Origin of the sequence: Labilibaculum euxinicum (assembly GCF_963678175.1) — a bacterium.
Classification (GTDB): Bacteria; Bacteroidota; Bacteroidia; order Bacteroidales; family Marinifilaceae; genus Labilibaculum; species Labilibaculum euxinus.
The window spans coordinates 711,187-733,964 of record NZ_OY782756.1 but is presented as its reverse complement, the minus strand read 5'-3'; the positions used below and the strand labels follow the sequence as shown (position 1 = coordinate 733,964).

18 protein-coding genes are annotated in these 22,778 nt (G+C 35.1%); 10 read left to right on the top strand and 8 right to left on the bottom strand.

All coding sequences use genetic code 11. The features are described 5' to 3' along the window. Nucleotides 1-290: 290 nt before the first annotated feature. The gene (locus ACY0M5_RS03290; RefSeq protein WP_461630801.1) at nt 291-803 is read right to left on the bottom strand and encodes a pyridoxamine 5'-phosphate oxidase family protein; all 513 of its coding nucleotides are present in this window, start codon (nt 801-803) and stop codon (nt 291-293) included. Nucleotides 804-824: 21 nt separating this feature from the next. Next, nucleotides 825-2,780 carry a DNA primase gene (gene dnaG, locus ACY0M5_RS03285; RefSeq protein ID WP_124994499.1) on the bottom strand — a complete coding sequence of 652 codons (1,956 nt, stop codon included), beginning with the start codon at nt 2,778-2,780 and terminating at the stop codon, nt 825-827. A 247-nt stretch (nt 2,781-3,027) separates the two neighbouring features. On the opposite strand from dnaG, the gene ACY0M5_RS03280 reads away from it, so the two are divergent. The 3 genes from ACY0M5_RS03280 (at nt 3,028) to ACY0M5_RS03270 (ending at nt 5,200) form a co-directional block, all read left to right on the top strand. Continuing rightward, nucleotides 3,028-3,873, top strand: coding sequence for a hypothetical protein (locus ACY0M5_RS03280; protein WP_461630800.1), 846 nt, complete (start codon nt 3,028-3,030; stop codon nt 3,871-3,873). A 111-nt stretch (nt 3,874-3,984) separates the two neighbouring features. Beyond that, nucleotides 3,985-4,665, top strand: coding sequence for an SIR2 family NAD-dependent protein deacylase (locus ACY0M5_RS03275; RefSeq protein ID WP_461630799.1), 681 nt, complete (start codon nt 3,985-3,987; stop codon nt 4,663-4,665). A 13-nt stretch (nt 4,666-4,678) separates the two neighbouring features. Continuing rightward, nucleotides 4,679-5,200 (top strand): hypothetical protein, encoded by a 522-nt coding sequence (locus tag ACY0M5_RS03270; RefSeq protein WP_124994502.1) that lies wholly within the window; start codon nt 4,679-4,681, stop codon nt 5,198-5,200. A 59-nt stretch (nt 5,201-5,259) separates the two neighbouring features. Here the strand turns inward: ACY0M5_RS03270 and ACY0M5_RS03265 are convergent, their stop codons facing one another. Continuing rightward, nucleotides 5,260-7,548 carry an inorganic phosphate transporter gene (locus tag ACY0M5_RS03265; RefSeq protein ID WP_461630798.1) on the bottom strand — a complete coding sequence of 763 codons (2,289 nt, stop codon included), beginning with the start codon at nt 7,546-7,548 and terminating at the stop codon, nt 5,260-5,262. 95 nt (nt 7,549-7,643) lie between these two features. Continuing rightward, nucleotides 7,644-8,018, bottom strand: coding sequence for a methylglyoxal synthase (locus ACY0M5_RS03260; RefSeq protein WP_101311175.1), 375 nt, complete (start codon nt 8,016-8,018; stop codon nt 7,644-7,646). 250 nt (nt 8,019-8,268) lie between these two features. On the opposite strand from ACY0M5_RS03260, the gene ACY0M5_RS03255 reads away from it, so the two are divergent. Further along, nucleotides 8,269-8,700 (top strand): SPOR domain-containing protein, encoded by a 432-nt coding sequence (locus ACY0M5_RS03255; RefSeq protein WP_461630797.1) that lies wholly within the window; start codon nt 8,269-8,271, stop codon nt 8,698-8,700. A 19-nt stretch (nt 8,701-8,719) separates the two neighbouring features. After that, on the top strand, nt 8,720-9,139 hold the full coding sequence (locus ACY0M5_RS03250; RefSeq protein ID WP_124994505.1) for an SPOR domain-containing protein: 420 nt from the start codon (nt 8,720-8,722) through the stop codon (nt 9,137-9,139). 11 nt (nt 9,140-9,150) lie between these two features. Here ACY0M5_RS03250 and ACY0M5_RS03245 read toward each other — a convergent pair whose 3' ends face one another. From ACY0M5_RS03245 to asnS, 3 genes are all read right to left on the bottom strand, one after another. Next, nucleotides 9,151-9,753, bottom strand: a complete 603-nt coding sequence (locus tag ACY0M5_RS03245) for a phosphatase PAP2 family protein (RefSeq protein ID WP_461630796.1) — start codon at nt 9,751-9,753, stop codon at nt 9,151-9,153. Nucleotides 9,754-9,880: 127 nt separating this feature from the next. Then, the gene (rpoN, locus tag ACY0M5_RS03240; protein WP_101311186.1) at nt 9,881-11,335 is read right to left on the bottom strand and encodes an RNA polymerase factor sigma-54; all 1,455 of its coding nucleotides are present in this window, start codon (nt 11,333-11,335) and stop codon (nt 9,881-9,883) included. A gap of 311 nt (nt 11,336-11,646) precedes the next feature. Then, nucleotides 11,647-13,092 (bottom strand): asparagine--tRNA ligase, encoded by a 1,446-nt coding sequence (asnS, locus tag ACY0M5_RS03235; protein ID WP_156194744.1) that lies wholly within the window; start codon nt 13,090-13,092, stop codon nt 11,647-11,649. A gap of 277 nt (nt 13,093-13,369) precedes the next feature. Here asnS and ACY0M5_RS03230 point away from each other — a divergent pair, with 277 nt between their 5' ends. Further along, nucleotides 13,370-15,028 (top strand): AMP-binding protein, encoded by a 1,659-nt coding sequence (locus tag ACY0M5_RS03230; protein ID WP_461630795.1) that lies wholly within the window; start codon nt 13,370-13,372, stop codon nt 15,026-15,028. A 33-nt stretch (nt 15,029-15,061) separates the two neighbouring features. Here ACY0M5_RS03230 and ACY0M5_RS03225 read toward each other — a convergent pair whose 3' ends face one another. After that, nucleotides 15,062-15,916, bottom strand: coding sequence for a hypothetical protein (locus tag ACY0M5_RS03225; protein WP_461630794.1), 855 nt, complete (start codon nt 15,914-15,916; stop codon nt 15,062-15,064). A 282-nt stretch (nt 15,917-16,198) separates the two neighbouring features. Here ACY0M5_RS03225 and ACY0M5_RS03220 point away from each other — a divergent pair, with 282 nt between their 5' ends. Genes ACY0M5_RS03220 through ACY0M5_RS03205 form a run of 4 tightly spaced genes read left to right on the top strand, consistent with a single transcriptional unit; the run spans nt 16,199 to nt 22,758 of the window. After that, nucleotides 16,199-16,807 carry a TetR/AcrR family transcriptional regulator gene (locus ACY0M5_RS03220; RefSeq protein ID WP_461630793.1) on the top strand — a complete coding sequence of 203 codons (609 nt, stop codon included), beginning with the start codon at nt 16,199-16,201 and terminating at the stop codon, nt 16,805-16,807. Nucleotides 16,808-16,811: 4 nt separating this feature from the next. Continuing rightward, nucleotides 16,812-18,158 carry a TolC family protein gene (locus ACY0M5_RS03215; protein WP_160463531.1) on the top strand — a complete coding sequence of 449 codons (1,347 nt, stop codon included), beginning with the start codon at nt 16,812-16,814 and terminating at the stop codon, nt 18,156-18,158. Between the two features lie 29 nt (nt 18,159-18,187). Next, complete coding sequence (locus ACY0M5_RS03210; RefSeq protein WP_461630792.1) at nt 18,188-19,309, top strand: efflux RND transporter periplasmic adaptor subunit; 1,122 nt, start codon at nt 18,188-18,190, stop codon at nt 19,307-19,309. A gap of 11 nt (nt 19,310-19,320) precedes the next feature. Further along, nucleotides 19,321-22,758, top strand: a complete 3,438-nt coding sequence (locus ACY0M5_RS03205) for an efflux RND transporter permease subunit (protein ID WP_461630791.1) — start codon at nt 19,321-19,323, stop codon at nt 22,756-22,758. Nucleotides 22,759-22,778 lie beyond the last annotated feature (20 nt).

Genomic DNA, 22,778 nt, shown 5'->3' with positions numbered 1-22,778 from the left:
ATAAAGATATGTGTGGTATTTGTAAAGCCGTACTAAGAAGTGTGAAGGATAATTAAAAACAACAAAACATGAAATATGCTGCGTTAAGGATTGAAGTGGATACCCCACAGCGATGCATAAAATCATTTGAGAAATTGGAAGAGGCAGGTTGATTAATTTACTTGCTGCTATAAGAGAAGAGTAAAGCGAGGAGTAGTAACGGAAAGCCTGACCCGAATTTATGAGGGAAACGCCCTAAACTAAAAAAAAGCCTCCCCGAGATGAGAAGGCTTGCTGTATTATAGGTCTTTTTAAGATTCTTTATTGTCTCTTTTCATTTGCCAGGGGAAATTGTTGCCATGCGACGCACCAAATTCCTTAGCGGTAATTTCGTCAATTTTCATACGGTATACTTCTACATTACGAACGGCTGGCGTGTTGTAGGTGAATTTGTGATCTGTATAATTAGCCATGGTAATGTTCAGCGCATCAACTTTTTGATCCATATCGATAATGAACTCGATAGGACCACGTGCCACAACACTTTTTCCTTTCATGCGGTAACTGCATGCCATGTGAACATCCTGATAAGCCAAAACTGGAGGTGTGCAAAAAGTAACACATGCTTCCGGGTTCAATTTTAAACAATCTATTAGTTTTCCAAAGCCTGCTCCGTGTAAATAAATATAATTATCGTGAAAGCCAAAGTTCATAGGAATAACATATGGTTTGTTTTCCGGATCGACTACTCCCAAAAAGCAGGTATCGCATGAGTTGATAATTTCGTCGATTTGCTCTTTAGATTCAATAAATATGGTCTTCATATATATGTGTTTTATTAAATTCTAAGATATGGTTCGATTTCCCAGTTCTTTTGAAATCGCATTTTTTATTTGATCGAGCACCATTTTTTGCTTCATCAGTTCCATCATTCGATCGGCATTACCGGTATCCTGAGCTTTCTGCATTTCCTGCATAACCTCCTTCATTAACAAACGAACCTTTTTCCCTTTGTATTCATTCACCAATTTAGGAACGATCTCTTTCAGTTTCATTTCCTCTGATTCAACAACGCTTTCATTACGCGTCCACAAACCACTTAATTGATGGGGTTCACTAAGAATATCGGCAGCTAACTGATTTACTTTTTCGTTGGGAAGATCGCGAAAGAAGGTTTTTGTATTGAAAGCTTCCTTTTCCATATTTTCACCGTACTGATCGAATACCAATTGATACAATGGATTGACTGATTCCAGTTCATCATTGGAGAGCTCTGTAATAATATACTGTCCAACCAGCAACTGCTCTTCATTTCCTGCTTCGTCTTTCTGACTATAGAGAATTTCACTTCCAAAATTGAGCAATATTCGAACCAATGCCCGCTCCTCCAAATCGCATTCATTTGCTGAACGCAGAAATGCAGAATTCTCCGACAACTTATCTGTAGTCTGATCTTCCGGTAAATTGGATCTTTGTTCATTCTTCCAGCTATCTTCTTTTACTCTATGAATTATTTTATTGATTTCGGTATACAATACTCTTTCATCTACATTTAGGATATTACTACACTCACGCACATAAACTGCCCGAACAATACCGTCGGGAATTATGGCTATGGAACGCACAATATCAATAATGAGATTGGCTCTTTTTACCGGATCATCTTTTGCATCTTTTAAAAGCAGATTGGTTTTAAAAACGATAAAATCACTCTCATTCTTCTCGATGTATTCCATTAATTCACTTGCCCCCATAGTTCTGGAAAATGAATCAGGATCTTCGCCTTGAGGCAATAGTAAAACTTTTACGTTCACTTCCTGTTCCAATACCAAATCGATTCCCCGAAGTGAAGCTTTAATACCTGCGGCATCGCCATCGTATATAATGGTAATGTTATTGGTAAATCTTTTAATCAGACGTATTTGGTCGGCAGTAAGAGCCGTTCCCGATGAAGCAACAACATTCTCGATTCCTGCCTGATGGAATGAAAGTACATCGGTGTACCCTTCAACTAAAAAACACTTTTCGTTTTGCACAATGGATTTCTTGGCTTGAAAAATACCATACAAAATCCGGCTTTTGTGATATACTTCTGATTCGGGGGAATTTAAATATTTGGCTGCTTTGGCATCATTTTTAAGTATTCTACCACCAAATGCCTGAACCCGGCCTGCAATTCCGTGAATCGGAAAAATAACTCTTCCGCGAAAGCGGTCGAGCAATCGGTTTTCTTTTTCGATGCTTAATCCGGTTTTTACCAGATATTCCTTTTTATAACCACAATCAAGAGCATGATTCGAAAAAGCATCCCAAGCCTCTAAACAATAGCCAACCTGAAACTTCTTGATAATATCATCTCGAAACCCACGTTCCCGCATATATCCCATTCCTATGGCCATACCCTGAGCATGCTCATACAAATTCTGGGTAAATGATTTCTGAGCAAAAGAATTCACAATCATCATACTCTCCCGATCATTCTTTTGTCGTTCCTGTTCGGGCGAAAGCTCTTTTTCAACAACCTCGATGTGATATTTTTTCGCCAGATATTTTAATGCACCTACATAATCGAGATGCTCATGTTCCATAATAAAGTTCACGGAATTTCCACCTTTTCCACAACCAAAACACTTGTAAATGCCTTTGGCAGGAGAAACGGTAAAGGATGGCGACTTTTCGTTATGAAAAGGACACAATCCCAGGAAATTAACGCCTCTTTTTTTTAGAGTCACGAAATCGGAAACTACTTCGGTAATTTCGGCAGAGTCGAAAATTCGTGCAACAGTTGACTGATCAATCATAGCAACAAAAATAGGAAACAAGATTGATAAAAATGGAAAGATCGGCAGATTTTAGAAATTCTAAATTAAACCCAATCACAAAACCATGTAATCATTCTCTTGAAAATTCTTCCGGAATCGAAAATAATACCAACAACAATTCGTTCTACATTTTGATGGACATAATTTATTTGATTAAATTCAATAATTGAATTGTATTAAAACCATAAAAAACAAGCAAGCCAACACATTATCAAGATGTAAAACCATGAATAGAATCATTATAACAATCGCAATTTGTCTGGCAGGAATCCTGTCATTCCCACAAGAACACTTGCCAAGCGCATCTGACTACAATAGATTTCACAACACAAAAACACTTGTGGTTTTGGAAGATAATCTGTTTTCCGATTTTAATGACAAGATAAAAGAAGCGGTTAAACAAAACTGGACCATTACCAAGTATGAATTTATTTCGAACGCAGAATTCGAAAAACAACGATTCAATCCTAAGTATTCATTTTTAGTAACAAGTATTGTTACTTTTAATAAAGACAAAACCAAGGCCAAATACAATTTTTTAAGTCTGCTTTTGGGAGGACAGGCAAATGTTATTGGTGATATGCCTGACCTGTGTTCAATCCCATTATCGTATGTGCGGGTTGATGAAGAAAGTTACATTTATAAACTCACCTCTTTGGTTCTGTTTATGCAAAATCATATTGCGCTGGTAACTAAAAATCCTGACATTATATCTGAAAACATACTGAAATACTACAATAAAAACAGTTCCGAAACTAAAGACAAAACTCTCTATTTGCTAAAGAATGAAATGGATGATGACGTTAATTCCGCAACTAAAATACGAAAGATATATCCTGGAAAAGTGAAATTGGTAGAAGCCAATGAAATTGAGGAAGCCATTCGAAATAAGAACAACGATATTATCTTTTTGCATAAAGTTGGCCCCGAAAAAACTAAAAACAAGGCCAGATGTTTTAAAATACTTGTTGGTGCCGGCGACTCAAAGTTTTATTATTTCGATTACCATATGGTAAAAGGCAAGCAAACAGACAGATTTTTGGGGAGTGATTTTAAAAAGTTAGCAAAATAAATATATGCTCATACTTGCTTTAATTTGTTTAAAGAGATAATTGCCCGAATTGATAAATTTTGAACGACCTTATTTTATGACTAAATTGAGTCGAAAAGATCTATTTATTGTATGAAAAAATTGGTTGTATTAAGTGGTGCCGGCATGAGTGCTGAAAGTGGTATCCGAACATTTCGCGACATGGGTGGTCTTTGGAACCAATACGATGTAATGGAAGTTGCCAGTCCGCATGCCTGGAAAAAAAATCCGCATTTAGTGCATCAATTTTACAACGAGCGCCGTAAACAGTTATTTGATTGTTTTCCCAATAAGGGACATTTGCTTATTGCGGAACTTGAAAAACATTATGAGGTTGAAATTGTTACTCAGAATGTTGATGATTTGCATGAACGAGCTGGAAGTTCAAATGTATTACATCTTCACGGTGAGTTAAAGAAGGCTAGAAGTACAGCTGATCCTGAATTAATTTATGATCTGGATCATTGGGAACTAACTTTAAACGACACTTGTGAAAAAGGTTCACCATTGAGGCCTCATATTGTATGGTTTGGCGAAAGTGTTCCGGCAATTAGCGAAGCGGTGGCTATTGTTAGTAAAGCGGATGTTTTTGTGATTATTGGAACGTCATTAAATGTGTATCCGGCAGCAGGTTTAATCGACTATATTCCAAATAAAACACCTGTTTATGTTATCGATCCTAATCAGCCATTAATGCAATCAAACAGAAATATTACTTATATTAGAGAAAAGGCGAGTGTTGGAATGGAAAAACTGTTCGAACTTCTTCATTAAATACCATTGAGTTATGAAAAAACAAGTGCTGTTACTACTATTGGGAATATTAGTTTTGACTTCTTGTAATCATTATGAATCGAAAGTACCAATATCGCCTTCGGGTAATTCTGTAATCGAAAAAAGTTTATTGGGAGAATGGATTCTTAGTTCCGAGAATAAAAAAGAAGAAGCATCAGGTTATATCGAAGTGATTCCTTTTAATGATACAGAGTACCTTGTTCAATTAAAAGAAATTGCAGACTCAACGAAGAATATTGAATCGATTATCAACATTAGAATGTTTTCGTCGGAAGTAAACGAGAATGTTTATTTTAATATGCAATTTGTTGGTGCAGACAGTGATAAGGGTTTTATGATTTATCGTTACAAGCCAATTGCCGGGAATCGCTACAAAGTCTTCTTTTTATCAAAAGATCAGTTTAACAAGGTATTTCCCAACTCGAAAAGCTTTAAAGAGTATATTGAAACACATACGAAAGAATTTGAAAAATATTTTGATGTGGAAGGCATTCTCGAGCGAAAAATAAAATAAGTAAAAGAGTATCCAAAAAAATAGGATACCCTTTCTATATTGTTTGAACAATAGTCTAATTACAAATCGTCATTTGTTAGATCGATCACGCCATTTGTCGTTGTAAAATCGCGTGATGCTTTCAAAAGATTTCCGGAATAAAGCACAAGGTTTTTGGTTTCATTAATAATTCCCAAATAAAGAACCGAATTTCTGGTTCCAACTTTCTCAGCCTTAATTCTTCTAATTTGCTCTTTTCTAAACTTACTTAAAGATAACAGTAAATCTTTTTGCTTTCCAAAAGCTTTTTCGATTTGATTTAAATCATAATCATTGTCATTTAACAAACGGTTTATGGTTTTGAAGAAATCCTCAAGCTTTGTTTGAATTATATTTAACTCATTGATTTGTTCAGGAACCAATGATTTATGATTGTTATCTACATAATCGAAAGCAGGTTCAGCAATAAAATTAATCGAGTGAGCAATTTCTCTTAAGTAATCAAGCAATTGAACGTAAAATGGTCCTGTTGTTATACTGTCCTCAGAAAGTTTCTGAACAACAAAAGGAACCTGATCTTTCAGTGATTTAGCTTCCTTGTCGAGCTTCCTTACTTTTTTTAGAGATTCTTTAAGAGTACCACGTTCTTCAAAAGCCAAACCGTTAACAATTTTAGCATAAACCTTAGGAATCTTAGTGGTTACAACCGACACTGCATGAGTAAGCTGTTCAAGAATCTCTCCTTTACTAATAATAGAAGCATCTTCTTCGTCAATTTCTTCGGCTGAGTCTTGCCCCTTCGATTTGCGTTTATGGAATACATGTGACCGCACAACGAATGCAACAGCTACAACTAATAAACCAATGATCGCATATCCACCAAGCCAATTAATTAAACTTGCGAAAATAAAAGCTGCGGTAAAAGCAAAAAATGCTGTAAAAAACCAACCTCCTATTACGGTAAGTACTCCTGTAATTCGGTAAACTGCAGAATCTCTGTCCCATGCTCTATCGGAAAGTGAAGAACCCATTGCAACCATAAATGTAACATAGGTTGTAGACAAAGGTAATTTTAGAGATGTACCTATAGAGATTAAGATGCTTGCAACAGTAAGGTTTACCGAAGCACGAATCATATCAAAAGCAGGTACATCCTTTTTATCGATACCTGCCGGAGCTGAAGGCTTGGCAAATCGTTTTTGAATCCCCTCTTGAAACTTAACAGGTAATATACTTTTTAAGCTACTATTTGCAGACAAAGAACGTCGAACCAAAAGACGGGCAAAAAAAGACGATCCAAATTTTTCCTCGCCTTCATTCTGATTACTCAATCCTATTTCTGTTTCGGTAACTGTTCTGGCTTTTTTAGAAAACCAAAGAGTAATTGTCATTATTAAACCGGCAATAATCAACAGATAAGTTTCTGTTTTCACCTTATCGTTTAGAATTTCCATTGTCATTCCGTAAGCATCTGTACCTGGATTTGCGATAAATGCCTGAAACGATTTGAAACCCGCCAACGGAACACCAATAAAGTTTACCAAATCGTTACCCGCAAAAGCCATTGCCAAAGCAAAGGTTCCGACCAAAACAATTACTTTCAGGATGTTTAAACGGACAAACCACACCAAAGCCTGCAGAACTACTGTCCAACCTACAAAACAAACAAAAATGATTGTTAGTGTGTTTTCTTTTATCCAGCTAAGAGTTTCTTTCGTTATAAAAGAAGATCCCTTGGCTCCTTTTATTAAAATGAAATAGGTAATTGCAGTAATTGCAAACCCACCAAAAAGTGCTCCGAAATACTTAAATGTTTTTTCAAATTTATAAGTGAAAATCAAACGGCTAACATACTGCACAAGAGCCCCTGAGAAAAAGGCTATGACCACACTTAACAGGATACCTGTAATAATCGCCAGTGCTTTTGCCGAATTAATGTAACTTCCTAAGTCAAGTATTGTCTGATCAGAAGAGTTCATGATCTTTACAACGGCCACAGCCACAGCGGCACCCAGTAATTCGAATACAATCGACACGGTTGTCGACGTTGGTAAACCTACGGTATTGTAAAAATCCAACAGAATAATATCCGTTAGCATTACCGCAATAAAGATGATCATGATTTCTGCAAAGTAGAATTGGTCGGGATGAAATATCCCTTTACGGGCAACTTCCATCATTCCACTGGAAAAAGTGGCTCCAACCAAAACTCCAAGACTGGCAATCGCTAAAATCGCCCAACGCGGGGCTGCCTTGGAGCCAAATGCAGAGTTTAAGAAATTAACGGCATCATTACTAACCCCAACAATAAGGTCAGAAATAGCCAGTGCAAAAAGCACTACTACAATAATTAAGTAAAAGTTCTCCATGTTATAAGTTCGTAAATTCCCCGCAAACATACAAACACATGGAGACGCTAATATTTCTCAAACATTATCTTTGTGTTAATTTAACGTTAACACTTTTATGCCTCTGATTGATTAAGTTTTACCAAATAATCTGCAGTAGCCACATTTAAGGCCATTGGCACATTATTTATTACGCATGTTCTTATTAAAGTTTGAATATCATGCTCATGTCCGTGCGGTGTTTCGGCATCAATTAAGAAAATTACTTCATCTACCTTGCCTTCCAATATCTGAGCAGCTAAAAGAATATCTCCACCATTAGGACCATGACCAAAGCCTTTAACCTCAAGATCCAAAACTGAATTCAATAATTCAGATGTATTTGTAGTCCCTATTAATTTATGCTTTTTAAGCTCATCCTTATGTCTTTTTACCCAGGCAAGCATCACACTCTTCTTTTCATTGTGAGCAACCAACGCGATTGTCTTCATACATTTATTTTTTAATTGTTTTGTAATTTAATATATTTCACGAAGCATGACTTAAGAATCCTTTTTTTAATCAAAAATTCATACTTACATTCGTGTTTTGGCAAAATATTCGTGTTTTTATGAAATGACAGAAACCAAAGCCCGATTCGAATAAGTTGATCTGACACTAATGAAATAACAAATAAACGAAGTATTATTGAAATCATTAATAAAATTGTAAATTTGTTACTATAATATTAATCCTACACTTATGAAAAAATATATTAAAACCGTATTTATTGCTTCACTCATTCTTTCAATTGGTGTCTCGGCCTGCAAGGATGAAAAAAAGACTCCTGTAAAAAAAGAAGTTGCTGAAAAGGTGAAGGCAAAAAAAGAATCATCAAAAACTGAAACCAAGGCAGGACCCGTAGTAGCTAAAAAGAAACTTAAACCTGTAGTTGAACAGGTCCCGAACAAATATTTTTTAATTTTAGCTAGTTTTCAAAATATAAAAAATGCAGAACGTTTGCAGCAAAAATTAACCAAGGATGGTTATAATTCTGAAATTTTTGAAGCTGCAAATGGTTTTCACCGGGTTTCTTACAAAGCTTTTTCAGATCGCACTCTTGCTTTTCAGGAACTAAAATCGGCTAGAGCATCTGAAGAGCATAAAGAAAACTGGCTTTATATTAAACGATGATTTGAAACTTGAAATCGAAATGGTAAAATTTAACTTCTTTTTAATTCTTGTATTTCTTCTTTTTTCCGGATGTAAAGATAAAAAAACAATAACTCCGATTGAAAAAGGTAAGGTTGTAGAACAGACAGCAAAACGATTGGTTCCCGAACTAACACCTGAACCAAACAAGCCAGATCCAAAATTTACAAGTGAGCAAATCGCTGAAAACAGGAATTCTTTTGATTATCACATTGTAGCCGCCAGCTACAATAATTTAAGTCAGGCTGAAAATTTTAAAGGTAAATTGTACCAAAAAGGATATCCAAGTATTGTAATGGAACAAAACGGCAAGTTCCGTGTTGTAATGCAATCATTTAATAAAAAAGAAACTGCAGTAAAAGAACTGATTCGATTACGGAAGTTGAATAAAACACCGGATTTGTGGTTGTTGCACCAATAAATAATAGAATTTTATATTAACAGCATACAAGAACAGATTGTTACTAAACCAACTATAAAACCTGCGTAAACCTGAGATGGAGTATGCAGGTTTAATTTTAACCGGGAATACGCAATTAATCCTGCAAAAATAATCCCCACCATAAATACAAGTTTTAGAGAACTGGAATAAAGTATGGTAAATGCAATTACCATTCCTAAAAAGCCCCCAATACCTGCCATATGCAAACTAATTTTCCACTTTATTGAGATAAGAGTAACTATAACGATAGAAATAATAGCAGCCAGTTGTAAATTAGCAACGATCCTTGTGATTGGAAATTTAAGCAACATGTAATAGCCTAAAAAGTAGAATAGTAGTGTTAATACTAAGGGAATGAGCCTTTCCTGACGTTTTTCCAAACCAATATCTGAAATGATATTCTGATTCTTCAGTAAAGGCAAAATACTTAATGGAAGTAATACCGTTGAAATTACTACAATCATATAAATTACACGTACCAATTGATGGGGCGCAAAGTCAAGATAAGTTCCTGAATGAAATATTACAAAAACAGAAATTAATGGCATTAACATTGGGTGTGCCACTCCTGATATTATTCGAGCGAAATTCATAATAGTAGATTTAAAATGCAGAATAGAAAATGTGAAAAAAGATTACATCATTTATCCAAGCCCTTTAACAAAACAAAGGTGCAAAGATAATTGTCTTTGCACCAACTCGTTTATTCTTTAACAAAATTTATAATTCTTTTCTCAATCTGGCCACAGGAATATTTAATTGTTCCCTGTATTTAGCTACAGTACGCCTGGCTATCAGATACGATTTTTCTTTTAAAATAACCGCTAACTTATCATCAGTTAATGGCTTCTTCTTGTCCTCATTATCAATGCACTCCTGCAATATCTTCTTTATTTCACGAGTCGACACCTCTTCTCCCGAATCGGTTTGCAAACCTTCTGAGAAGAAATATTTTAAGGAAAAAATACCAAAATGAGTTTGTATGTATTTCGAATTTGATACCCGTGATATGGTTGAAATATCCAGCCCTGTTATTTCAGCAATATCTTTCAAAATCATTGGTCTGAGTTTACGTTCATCACCTTCCAGAAAATATTCCCGCTGAAAATCAATAATCGCGTTCATGCTTATCAACAATGTATTTTGTCTTTGTTTAATTGCATCAATAAACCATTTTGCAGAATCGAGCTTTTGCTTCACAAACATAACGGCGTCTTTATTCTCTCGCGACTGATTTTTCTTATTACCGGAATAATCCTCGAGCATCTCAGAATAAGCTCTGCTAATGTGCAGTTCGGGAACATTTCGTGAATTCAGGCTCAATAACAAATCGCCATCTTCCTCTTCCAATATAAAATCGGGAATAATAGTAGGCGATGCTTTATCTAATGGGTTATTAAATGTGCTTCCCGGCTTTGGATTTAACTTTAAAATTTCGTCAACAGCACATTTAAAATCTTCATCGCTTGCGCCAACTCTCTTCTGAATTTTATCGTAGTGCTTTTTGGTAAACTCTTCAAAATTCTTTTTCAGAATCAGCTTAGCTAATTTTACATCTGGATTAAATTTCCCTTTGCGTTCAATCTGGAGAAGCAAGCACTCCTGCAAGTCGCGTGCACCAACTCCTGCCGGATCAAAATCCTGGATTACCCGTAACAATTCCACTAATTCTTCATAAGAAGTTTCAACACCCATCGAAAAAGCCAAGTCATCCACAATACTTTCAATCTCTCTTCGTAGATATCCGTCTTCATCAATATTTCCAATCAGATATTCCGTTAAAGCATATTTTTCAGGAGTAAGAATGCGCAATCCCAATTGTGATATCAACAATTCATGAAAAGTTGTTCCTCCCGAAAAAGGGATTTCTTCGTGCTTGTCATCCTGCGAATAATTTTGTGCAGAAAGTTTATAAGATGGAGTATCTTCATCATTCATATAATCTTCCAAAGAAAATTCTTCCTGATCCTTATCTTTCTCGGGAGCTTCATCAGATTGATTATCATCTTGATAATCCTCTTCATTATTTCCTTCTTCCAGAACAGGATTCTCTTCCAACTCCTTTTTAATTCGCTCTTCAAGCTGCAAAGTTGGAAGCTCCAACAATTTTATCACCTGAATTTGCTGAGGCGATAATTTCTGTAATAACTTTTGCTGTAAACTTTGCTTTAGCATACTGATTCCGTTCTTTTTTTTGAATGAAGCAAGGTACATATTCTCTTGTGAACTTACAAGAAGATCATCACTCAAGTACAATTTTCAAGCCATAAGTGGTAAGTATCAAAATCTTAAGCACAACAGGCATGCTCAAAATAAGTAGCTTAGTTTATCGTTTTTTTAATAAATAATTCTGTCAGGCTTTGGCTTATCAGGATAAAACATCCAATAAAACTCCAAATTTCAATTTCAACATTCATAATTTAGAGCACAAAAAAACCGTACTACATATGCAATACGGTTTTCAATATCATTTGGTTTTTACCCTCTTAAAACTCAGCATTTTTTGGAGTTCTTGGGAAAGGAATTACGTCGCGGATATTACCCATTCCGGTAACAAACAACATCATTCTTTCAAATCCTAACCCAAAGCCGCTATGAGTAGCTGTTCCGAATCTTCTGGTATCTAAATACCAATCCATATCTTCAGCAGGTATACTCATTTCTTTCATACGGGTCACCAATTTATCCAAATCTTCCTCACGCTGCGATCCTCCAATAATCTCACCAATTCCCGGGAATAGAATATCCATAGCAGCTACAGTTTTTCCATCCTCATTTTGTTTCATATAGAAAGATTTAATCTCCTTTGGATAATCAATCAAGATAACCGGTTTCATGAATTTCTTCTCTACCAGATATCTCTCATGCTCAGACTGCAGATCAGCTCCCCAACCATCAATCAAATATTGAAATTTCTTCTTTTTATTGGGCTGAGAGTTACGAAGAATATCAATTGCCTCAGTATAAGTTAAACGAACAAAGTCGTTCTCCAAAACAAATTTCAATTTCTCAATCAATTCCATTGATTGTTCATCAGCTTTCTTCCCTTTTTCTTCTTCTTTTAATCTCTTACTCAAAAATTCAAGATCTTCCATACAGTTATCCAAAGCATATTTAATCATATACTTTAAAAACTCTTCGGCCAAATCCATGTTATCGGTGATATCATAGAAAGCCATTTCAGGTTCTATCATCCAGAACTCTGCCAGATGACGGGTTGTATTTGAATTTTCAGCCCGGAATGTAGGACCAAAAGTATAAATTTCTCCCAAAGACATTGCTCCCAATTCACCTTCCAACTGACCGGAAACTGTAAGATTTGTTTCCTTCCCGAAGAAATCTTCCTTATAATTAATGCTTCCATCTTCGTTTAAAGGTGGATTTTTAGCATCCAAAGTACTTACTCTAAACATTTCACCGGCACCTTCAGCATCCGAACCTGTAATAAGCGGCGTATGCATATAGAAAAAACCTTTTTTATTAAAGAATTCGTGTACCGCAAAAGCCATTGCATGGCGAATACGGAAAACCGCACTAAATGTACTGGTACGAAAACGTAAATGCGCTTTTTCTCTCAAAAATTCCAAAGAATGTTTCTTTGGTTGAAGTGGGTATTTTTCGGGATCGGCAACACCTAAAACCTCAATTTTTGTAGCAGAAATCTCAACACTTTGTCCGCTTCCCTGCGATGCGATAACCTCTCCAACAACAGAAATCGCTGCACCTGTAGAAATTTTCTTTAATAAATCCTCATTAAAATTTGGAACATCAACAACGATCTGAAGATTATTAATAGTAGAACCATCATTTAAAGCGATAAAATTAATTTGCTTGTTTCCACGCTTGGTTCTAACCCAACCTTTCACATTTACTTCACTGCCAACTTCATTTGAAATCAACAGCTTTTTGATCTTAATTCTTTTCTGTTCCATTTTATATTACTGGTTAATGAGATAATAAGTTTACAAAAATATAAAATTGGATTCAATTATGGTCTTATTAAGTAAATAATCAGCCAAAATCGTAAGACAAATTCGATATTTATTCTCTTAATAAACTGAAATACCTTTTTTTTTCAACATTAAAGCAGTAGTGCAAACGATTGATTTAATGATACTTATTTATATCACAAAGGAATTTAATACAAGTATGATTATGATTTTTTGTCAAGATTAGTATCTTTAAGGCCTTCAAATAATCAGTAAGTATATGATTGAGAATAAGTTAATCGAAAAGATTCGAAAAGCCATACATAAAAACTGGGAGCAACCAGCATTTACCAATTACCAAAAAGACACCTTAACTTATCAGGAAGTTGCTCAAAGAATACATTGGATGCATCTTCTTTTTAAAGAGTTAGGAATAAAAAAAGGAGACAAAATTGCAGTTATTGGTCGTAATTTAAACAATTGGGCTGCTACTTATTTGGGAACCATAACTTATGGAGCTGTAATTGTACCCATTCTTCCTGATTTTAATTCCAGCGATATTCATCACATCGTTAATCATTCCGAATCTACATTACTTTTTACAACCGAAAATATTTTCAATAAAATTGATGATTCAAAAATTGAAAAACTGAAAGGTATTATTTCATTGGAGGATTATAACGTTTTTTGTTCATCGTGCGACAAATTGAAAAAAGCAGTTGAAAAAGCCAATGCAGAATCACTAAAAAATAAGGTAGATAAAAACAAACTGAATTACGCCAATCCTAAAGATGAAGATATTGCAGTTCTATCGTATACATCAGGTACATCCGGATTTTCGAAAGGGGTAATGCTGGCCTATGAGTCACTGTATTCGAATATACAAATTGGCTTCGATTATATGGATTTTCGTCCTCAGGACAAGATCGTTTCATTTTTGCCATTGGCACATGTATTCGGCTGTATGTTCGAATTCCTCACCGAATTCTGTTGTGGTTGTCATGTTATATTTCTCTCGAGAGTACCAACTCCTCAAATAATTACCAAAGCCTTTCAGGAAGTACAACCTCGGTTAATCTGTTTGGTTCCTCTTATAATGGAGAAAATCTATAAAAAAAGAATATTGCCTGTATTGGAAAGCAGAAGAGTGAAACTGATGCTGAAGATCCCATTACTGGAAAAGAAAATTTACAAAAAGATTCGAAATTCACTCACTGAAACCTTTGGCGGGAAATTTATCGAAGTGATTATTGGAGGCGCGGCCTTAAGCAAAGAAGTGGAAGATTTTCTTCTAAAAATAGAATTTCCATTTTCTGTTGGTTACGGAATGACGGAGTGTGGTCCATTAATTAGTTATAGTTCAAACAGTAAATTTCGTGCACATTCCTGTGGTAAAGTAGTTGATCGCATGCAGGTTAGAATCAAATCTGACGACCCGTTTAATATTGTAGGTGAAATTCAGGTGAAGGGCTCCAACGTAATGAAGGGCTACTACAAAAATCCTGAAGCTACAAAAGAAGCCCTTGATAAAGACGGTTGGTTGGGAACAGGTGATCTTGGAATCATTGATAAAGACGATAACATATACATCAAAGGCAGATGTAAGAATATGCTGCTTGGTCCATCCGGACAGAATATTTATCCGGAAGAAATTGAAGCATGCTTAAATAATATGCCGTTTATTCAGGAATCAATTGTTACTGATGATAAAGATCATAAGTTAATTGCACTAATCTATCCGGATTACGAAGCTTGTGATGCAGAAGGATTAAACAAAGACGAAATTGAAGAAGCTCTTAATAAGGACAAGCAAATTTTAAACAAAAGCTTTCCTGCCTATATGAAAATATCACGGGTTATTGTATTTCCCGAGGAATTTAAGAAAACTCCCAAAAGAAATATAAAAAGATATTTGTACACTAGTTTGTATCACGAATAAAAATAGAAATCCATTCCTTTAAAGAATGGATTTCTATTTTTTAAATAAACCATTCTGAAGGCGGGTTGTGTGATTCAATTTAAAGACAAAATCGATAACCGGCATCGCTAAAAACTGAGACCCGTAATTGGTGTTCAGGTAGTATAATTTGTACCCTCCCGAAACAGAAAATTTACTGTCGCGGTGCCAATGAATTTTCCCCTGACTCTCAGCAGCCCATTCACCATTAAAATCGATAGAATAATAATCTGCGTTGATCGAAAAGTTAAAATTCCGGTAAACATTTCCATCCAATTCTACTCCTGCAAAATAAAGCTTTTGGCTGTTATGACAGGATGCTGTTCTGTGGTATAAAAAATGATAATCCAGTAATGGTAACTGAGAGTCTCCTGTTGTTAACGAAAAATCAAAACCAAGCCTTCCTGTAAGTACTAAATCGGGAAGTTTAATAAAACAATCTTTAGGCTGGGGATTAATTATATGACTAACAATCAATTCATTTCTAAAGGTGAAAATATGCGGAATTACTGCCGACTCGGGGATTTGATCTTGAAATCCACTACTTCTTGCCCATTTAAGACCAAGCGTTGGATAATAAAAGCTGTGTTGGGTTGAAACAATTGTGTTTTGCCGGAACCATTCATGTTTTACTCCAATATTAGGAGCAAATGGAAACAGTAATAACTGAGAATTAATTTCCGTTTTGGGATAATTCCCATATCTGCTTACAGCCAATGCACTTAGATGTATTTCACCCGAGGGAACCACCTTAGCTCCCCGTTCAGTCCAACTGCTGAAATAATCAATACGTTCTCCTCCAACCAAGGAAACTTGTGCGATGCTGTTACCGGCAACAAACAACAAAAAGAGCCCTAATAAATTTTTCATTCAAATCATCTTTCCTTTAATAACCACAAAATTCACGTTTTAGTATTTAGTTCACAAAGACTCCTTCCTGTAAAATACCTTGTCTCAATCCTTTTACCGATAAAATATGAAGAGTTACCTAATAAGTTGATCTGAAATAAAACAAGATCTATATTTTTATTGTTGCAATATATAAACCTATAGAATTAAAATGACTTTAGTGTTAAGAAGAGTTAATCAAAGAAAGGAAACTTTTAACACAAAGATAGTTTCCAGAGTTCTTTATTGATTTATATTTGCTGCATGAATGAGCAAAAAACAAATATCATTACTACTAGTTGGGCTTTATTTTTCCAATATGGTATTAAAAGTATAAGGATGGATGATATTGCTTCAAAAATGGGCATGTCTAAAAAAACATTATATAATTATTTCACTAACAAAAATGAATTAATAAATGAAGCTTGTAAATGGGATATCAAAAACCCTCAGTTTTCCTTTAAATCTGATCGAATAATCAATTTAAACGCACTCGATCAGTATTTTGAATTTTTTAATTTTATTAACGAGAGGATTCTTAAAAAATGTGATTCGTTAGACTATGATCTAAAAAAATACTACCCTGAAATATGGTTAAAAATTAAAGAGGAGAAAATTAAAAATTTCCAAATAGAGATAATTTACAATCTGCAAAAAGGAATTAAAGAAGGCCTGTATCGGCCGGAATTAGATGTTCTGTTTATAAGTAAAAATCTGGTTAGTTTTTATTTAAATCTTAACACAACCGAATATCAGGTGTTTTCAAGCAATGAAGTTTTTAATAAAGATATGCACATAGAACTGACCCTCTATCATCTTTATGGTATTTGTACAAATAAAGGAATTGAATATTTTAAAAATAAATTTAAATAATACAATGAAAAACATCCTACCAGCATTAATGGTGATTTTTATTGGACTCGGTACTCCCGCAAAAGCACAAACTGAATCCAACTTAAAACTTACCTTAGCCGAAGCACAACAGTACGCTTTGGAGAATTCGTACTCGATAAAATCAACTGAATATGATTTGCAAGTGGCCAGAAAAAAGGTTTGGGAAACGATTGCCGATGGTTTGCCTCAAATTGACGCAGCACTTGATTACAACAATAATCTAAATTTATCAGTTTCCTTGCTTCCTTCTGAATTTTTTGGAGGCACACCAGGAACTTATACTCCAATTAAATTTGGTCAGCGATATACCAGCTCTGCTTCAGTTAGTGTTAGTCAGAAAATTTTCGACGGATCTTACATTGTTGGAACAATGGCTGCCAAAGTTTTTGTACAACTTTCTCAGAATCAAAAAGAAAAATCAGAAATTGAGATTAAAAATACTGTGTCTCAAGCCTACTTTACCGTTTTGGTTGCCGAAGAAAATTACAAAACCATTCAGGAAAATCTCGAAATTAATCAGAAACTCCTAACCGAAACTGATGCGTATCACCAAAATGGTTTTAGAGAAGAATTGGATGTAGATCAAATTCGACTGATGCTCAATACAAATAAAAATCAATTAGCAGATGCCAAAAGAGCTATTCAAACCTCACTAATTATATTAAAATTTGGCTTAGGGATAGAAATTGATGAAAAAATTGAGTTGACCAATAGCCTGGAAGAACTGGTTGATCCTATTAGAACAGAATCGCCGGTAATTTCGAATTTTAATATGTCTGATCATATTGATTTCAGAATTATTGAGACCCAATTAAAAGCACAGGAATTGATTATAAAAAATGAAAAAGCGGCTTATTTACCGACCATTTCGGCATTTTACAACTATGGTAAAAACACCAGTTCAGATTATACCAATGTATTCAGATCTGATGTTCCCTGGTTTAAATCATCAGTTCTTGGATTTCAATTAAAAATGCCGATTTTTTCGGCAGGCCAAAAGCGTTCAAGAATTAAGCAAGAGAAAATCAATTTTATGAAGCTGGAAAATCAACAGGAGATGACTCAACAAAATCTTAAAATGGATGTAACTCTATCTTTTACCAACTTGTTGAATGCTCAGGAGAAATATGAAAATGATATAGAAGGCTTAAAAATTGCCAAACGAATTTTCGATAGAACCCAAATCAAATTTAAGGAAGGAATATCTACAAGTACAGAATTATCTGAAAACGAAAAACAATACCTGGATTCGCATTCCGCATATATTAATTCAACGCTCTCGCTTTTAAATTCGAAAATTGCCTTTGAAAAAGCCTTGGGTAAATTGTAATACTAACATCCTACAAAAAACATTATAAAATGAAGAACTTACTTATAGCCTGTATTATTCCATTACTTTTTGCCTGTTCTGCAAAGAACTCGGAAAAAAATGAGAACAAATCCGAACAATTAAAACAGTATAAATCAGAACTTTCTATTTTGAAAACCAAAATAGCAGATTTGGAAAATGAAATTCGAAGTACAAGTAACGAAGAAGAAACGATAAATGTGGTTGTTGAAAAATTAGCGACATCAAAATTTGAACATTATATACAAGTAACCGGTAATGTGGAAGCCGATAAAAACATAACGATAACTCCGGAAACTGCCGGAAATATCATTTCTGTTGATGTAACTGAAGGACAGCATGTGAACAAAGGTGATATTTTAGGGAAATTAAATACATCTCAAATTCAGCAACAAATTGACGAGGTAAAAACCAATCTTGCACTAAACACAACAATCTTCGAAAGACAAGAGCGTTTATGGAACCAAAAGATTGGTTCTGAAATAGAATACTTGCAGGCAAAAGCAAATAAAGAAGGATTCGAACGCAAACTGGAAGGTTTGGAAGCTCAAAAAGATATGGCAATTATCATGGCTCCCTTTAATGGTATTGTTGATGAAATACATCAGAAAAAAGGAGAATTAGCAGGACCTTCTATTCCATTTGCTCAATTGGTTAATATTGATAAAGTCTATGTTGAAGGTGATGTATCTGAAACATTCTTAAATTTTATTAAAGCAGGAGAAGCTGTAGAACTGGATTTCCCGGCTATTAATTACCAGACCAAAGCAAATATCTACCGCACATCAAATGTAATTGATCCTGCAAACAGAAGTTTCAAAATTCGAATCAACCTTAACAATCCAAAACACATGATCAAGCCAAATTTGATTTCTGTAATGAAAATCAAGGATTATGAAGTTCAGGATGCCATGGTTGTTCCTTCAATTATTATTAAAAAAGATTTTGAAGGAAACTATCTGTACATAGCTAAAAAGGAGGGAAAAAACCTTGTGGCGAGAAAAACATATGTAACTGTTTCCAAAACCTACAACAATGTTTCGATGATTGATTCTGGTCTTTCGCTAGGAGACCAAATTATAACAGATGGGTTTTCTCAAGTTGTGAACGGATCGCTGATTAGCACCAAATAATTTCAAATAAAATGGATAAAATCAAAGATACAGGCGCTGCCGAAGAAAATCAAAGGCAGTTTAAACCAACATTCGGAGCATTAAAGAATAAGAATTCCATTTTTATTCTAACTGCAATTCTCTGCATGTTTGGTTGGTTTTCGTACCAAAGTATGCCTCGGGAATATTTTCCTGAAGTAGTGATTCCGAACATTCTAATTTCAACTCCTTATCCGGGAAACTCTCCGGTTGATATCGAGAATCTGATAACCAGACCCATTGAAAAGGAGTTAAAATCCTTAAAAGGAGTTAAGAAAATGTCTTCTGCCTCCTATCAGGATATGAGTTTGATTGTTGTTGAGTTTAACACTGATGTAAATGTAAAACAAGCTCTTCAGGATACAAAAGACAAAGTAGACAAATCTTTAAGCGAATTACCTGATGATTTGGATACGGATCCAATTGTTGAAGACATAGATTTTGCTGATTTTCCAATCCTGAACATTAACCTTTCGGGCGATTTTGGATTGAACGAATTAAAACAATTTGCAGAAGATCTTCAAGATAAGTTTGAAGCCTTGCCTGAAGTCTCTGAGGCTGATATTAAAGGGGTTGATGAAAGAGAAATTAAGATCAATGCCGATTTGCACAAAATGGAAGCAAACGGTGTTTCCTTTCAGGATATTGAGACTGCCATCAGCGATGAAAATGTTACAGTGAGTGCAGGTACTTTAATCACTGATAACACCCGGCGAAGCATTCGTACCAGTGCCGATTACACCAACATGCAGCAAATCGAAAATACTATTGTAAAAGTTACCAATGGTAAAGTGGTTTATCTTAAGGATGTTGCCGAAATTGAAGATGGATACGAAGAACTTTCTTCCATTTCAAGATTGAATAACAATCCCGTAGTTTCCCTCTCAATTTCTAAAAAATCCGGTGAAAACCTTTTGGCTGCAACCGATGAAATCTATAAAATTATCTCGAAAGAGAAAGAATTGGGGAATTTACCAAGAGGATTGCTCGTAACGGTTACCGATGATACATCTGAAGATGTTCGTGGTCAGGTAAGCGACCTTGAAAATTCCATTATTATGGGAATGTTATTGGTTATCCTGATCCTTTATTTATTTATGGGATTGCGCAACGCGCTCTTCTCAGGTTTAGCAATTCCTATGTCGATGTTTATCTCGTTTATTATTCTCAATCAAATGGGATACACGGTAAATCAGATGATTCTGTTTTCTTTGATTTTGGCATTGGGAATGCTTGTTGATAATGCAATTGTTGTGGTCGAAAACGTATATCGTCTGCATGAAGAAGGCCTTTCGAAACTAGAAGCGACCAAAAAAGGGGTAAGTGAAATTGCAGGGCCGATTATTTCATCAACAGCAACAACCCTTGCCGCATTTTTCCCATTATTGCTTTGGGGTGGAATCATGGGTGAGTTTATGAAATATCTGCCTATTACCTTAATCATCGTATTGTCATCATCGCTGTTTGTGGCATTAATTCTAAATCCTGTATTTACAGCTAGTTTTGTAAAAATCGATAATATTTCGAAAAAGATTGACGCCAAAAAATTCCTTATTATTTCAGGATCTTTCCTAATTGCCTCACTTCCATTCTACGTATCAAAAGCATTTGGAATGCTGGATACTTATATCATGGCAAATCTTTTGGCATGCATAGGCTTACTAATCGTAACAAATTTATTGGTGCTAAAACCTTTTGCACGTTGGTTTCAGTTAAAATTTCTGGTTGCACTCGAAAACTCGTATGAAAGAACCCTGAGGTATGCACTTAAAGGTATTCGTCCCTTACTTTTCTTTCTTGGAACTTTTGTTTTAATGATTGTATCCATCATGTTTTATTTTGGAACCAAGCCTTTAGTCGTTTTCTTTCCGGATAACGATCCCAAGTCTGTTTACGTTACTATGGAACTTCCATTGGGAACTGATATTCACAAATCCAACGAAATTTCCGTTGAGGTTGAAAAAATTGTAAAGAAAACAATGGAACCCTATAAAAATATCATTCGTTCCATTTCAACCAATGTTGGTTCAGGTAAAGGCGGCATGTTTGAAGGTTCCCGTTCAGCAAATAAATCATTAACAAGTATTTCGTTCGTTGAATACAAACAAAGAGGTGGAGTTAGTACTTCCGAATTAATGAAGAAACTAACTGCAAATTTTAAAGGTTTTGTCGGTGCTAAAATATTTGTTGAAAAAAATTCTGAAGGTCCCCCTGTTGGACATCCAATCAATATTGAGGTTTCAGGTGATGATTTTGAACAATTGTTGGTTCAGGCAAATCGTATCAAACAGAAAATAGATGACGAAAGAATTGCCGGTATTGAAGAATTGAAACTAGATCTGGACCAGGGAAAACCAGAAATGCTGATTAATATCGATCGGGACAAGGTGAGACGCTTTGGTTTATCAACTAATCAGGTAGCACGTGCACTTCGTAATTCCTTATATGGTTTGGAAGTATCCAAATTTAAAGATGGTGAAGATGAATATGACATTATGCTCCGTCTGGCAGATAAATACAGATATGACGTTCCCTCTCTTATGAACCAGAAAATTAATGTAATGAGTCCGGTAAGTAACCAAATGGTTCAGATTCCAATATCGGCTGTTACAAGCTACAACTATGGTTCAACCTACGAAAGAATTAATAGAATTGATAACACACGTGTTGTTACAATTTACTCAAACGTAGAAGAAGGGTTTAATGCCAATGAAATAAATGCTAAAATAAGGGAAGTTTTAGCCGATTCCGAAATGCCAAAAGGATACACTCACAAATTAACCGGAGAACAGGAAGAACAGGATGAAACATCAGCATTTTTAACTCAGGCTTTATTAATTGCCCTTGCATTAATTACCCTTATATTGGTTACACAATTTAATTCGGCAGTTAAGCCGCTAATTATAATGATTACCGTACTCTTTAGTACAATCGGTGTATTCCTTGGTTTAGGTATTTTCAATATGCCATTCGTCATCTTAATGACGGGAATCGGTATTATCTCACTTGCCGGAATTGTTGTAAACAACGGAATTGTGCTTGTTGATTACATTGACTTGCTTCGGAAACGCAAAATAGAGACCATTGACAGAAGCCAACGCAAATATTTGACTTCTGCCGAAGAGGTTGATTGTATCGCAAAAGCAGGTAAAACCAGATTACGTCCGGTTATGCTAACAGCAATCACAACAGTTCTTGGTCTGTTCCCTCTTGCCGTAGGTATGAATTTCGATTTCTTCACTTTGTTTAGTGAATTCGATCCGCAATTATCATTCGGCAGCGATAGTACTGCATTTTGGGGACCTATGTCGTGGACTGTTATTTTCGGACTTAGTTTTGCAACTTTTTTAACACTAATTATTGCGCCGGTCATGTTCCGCCTTTCAACTCAAATTGAACATCGTTTATACGATATGTTTTCTAAAAAATAGTTTATTCTATTCATCCAATT

What these genes read in the sequence shown, in the direction of transcription:
- ACY0M5_RS03290 (WP_461630801.1), bottom strand. Translation starts at nt 803, where the DNA reads ATGAAGACCATATTTATTGAATCTAAAGAGCAAATCGACGAAATTATC.
- dnaG (WP_124994499.1), bottom strand. Translation starts at nt 2,780, where the DNA reads ATGATTGATCAGTCAACTGTTGCACGAATTTTCGACTCTGCCGAAATT.
- ACY0M5_RS03280 (WP_461630800.1), top strand. Translation starts at nt 3,028, where the DNA reads ATGAATAGAATCATTATAACAATCGCAATTTGTCTGGCAGGAATCCTG.
- ACY0M5_RS03275 (WP_461630799.1), top strand. Translation starts at nt 3,985, where the DNA reads ATGAAAAAATTGGTTGTATTAAGTGGTGCCGGCATGAGTGCTGAAAGT.
- ACY0M5_RS03270 (WP_124994502.1), top strand. Translation starts at nt 4,679, where the DNA reads ATGAAAAAACAAGTGCTGTTACTACTATTGGGAATATTAGTTTTGACT.
- ACY0M5_RS03265 (WP_461630798.1), bottom strand. Translation starts at nt 7,548, where the DNA reads ATGGAGAACTTTTACTTAATTATTGTAGTAGTGCTTTTTGCACTGGCT.
- ACY0M5_RS03260 (WP_101311175.1), bottom strand. Translation starts at nt 8,018, where the DNA reads ATGAAGACAATCGCGTTGGTTGCTCACAATGAAAAGAAGAGTGTGATG.
- ACY0M5_RS03255 (WP_461630797.1), top strand. Translation starts at nt 8,269, where the DNA reads ATGAAAAAATATATTAAAACCGTATTTATTGCTTCACTCATTCTTTCA.
- ACY0M5_RS03250 (WP_124994505.1), top strand. Translation starts at nt 8,720, where the DNA reads ATGGTAAAATTTAACTTCTTTTTAATTCTTGTATTTCTTCTTTTTTCC.
- ACY0M5_RS03245 (WP_461630796.1), bottom strand. Translation starts at nt 9,753, where the DNA reads ATGAATTTCGCTCGAATAATATCAGGAGTGGCACACCCAATGTTAATG.
- rpoN (WP_101311186.1), bottom strand. Translation starts at nt 11,335, where the DNA reads ATGCTAAAGCAAAGTTTACAGCAAAAGTTATTACAGAAATTATCGCCT.
- asnS (WP_156194744.1), bottom strand. Translation starts at nt 13,092, where the DNA reads ATGGAACAGAAAAGAATTAAGATCAAAAAGCTGTTGATTTCAAATGAA.
- ACY0M5_RS03230 (WP_461630795.1), top strand. Translation starts at nt 13,370, where the DNA reads ATGATTGAGAATAAGTTAATCGAAAAGATTCGAAAAGCCATACATAAA.
- ACY0M5_RS03225 (WP_461630794.1), bottom strand. Translation starts at nt 15,916, where the DNA reads ATGAAAAATTTATTAGGGCTCTTTTTGTTGTTTGTTGCCGGTAACAGC.
- ACY0M5_RS03220 (WP_461630793.1), top strand. Translation starts at nt 16,199, where the DNA reads ATGAATGAGCAAAAAACAAATATCATTACTACTAGTTGGGCTTTATTT.
- ACY0M5_RS03215 (WP_160463531.1), top strand. Translation starts at nt 16,812, where the DNA reads ATGAAAAACATCCTACCAGCATTAATGGTGATTTTTATTGGACTCGGT.
- ACY0M5_RS03210 (WP_461630792.1), top strand. Translation starts at nt 18,188, where the DNA reads ATGAAGAACTTACTTATAGCCTGTATTATTCCATTACTTTTTGCCTGT.
- ACY0M5_RS03205 (WP_461630791.1), top strand. Translation starts at nt 19,321, where the DNA reads ATGGATAAAATCAAAGATACAGGCGCTGCCGAAGAAAATCAAAGGCAG.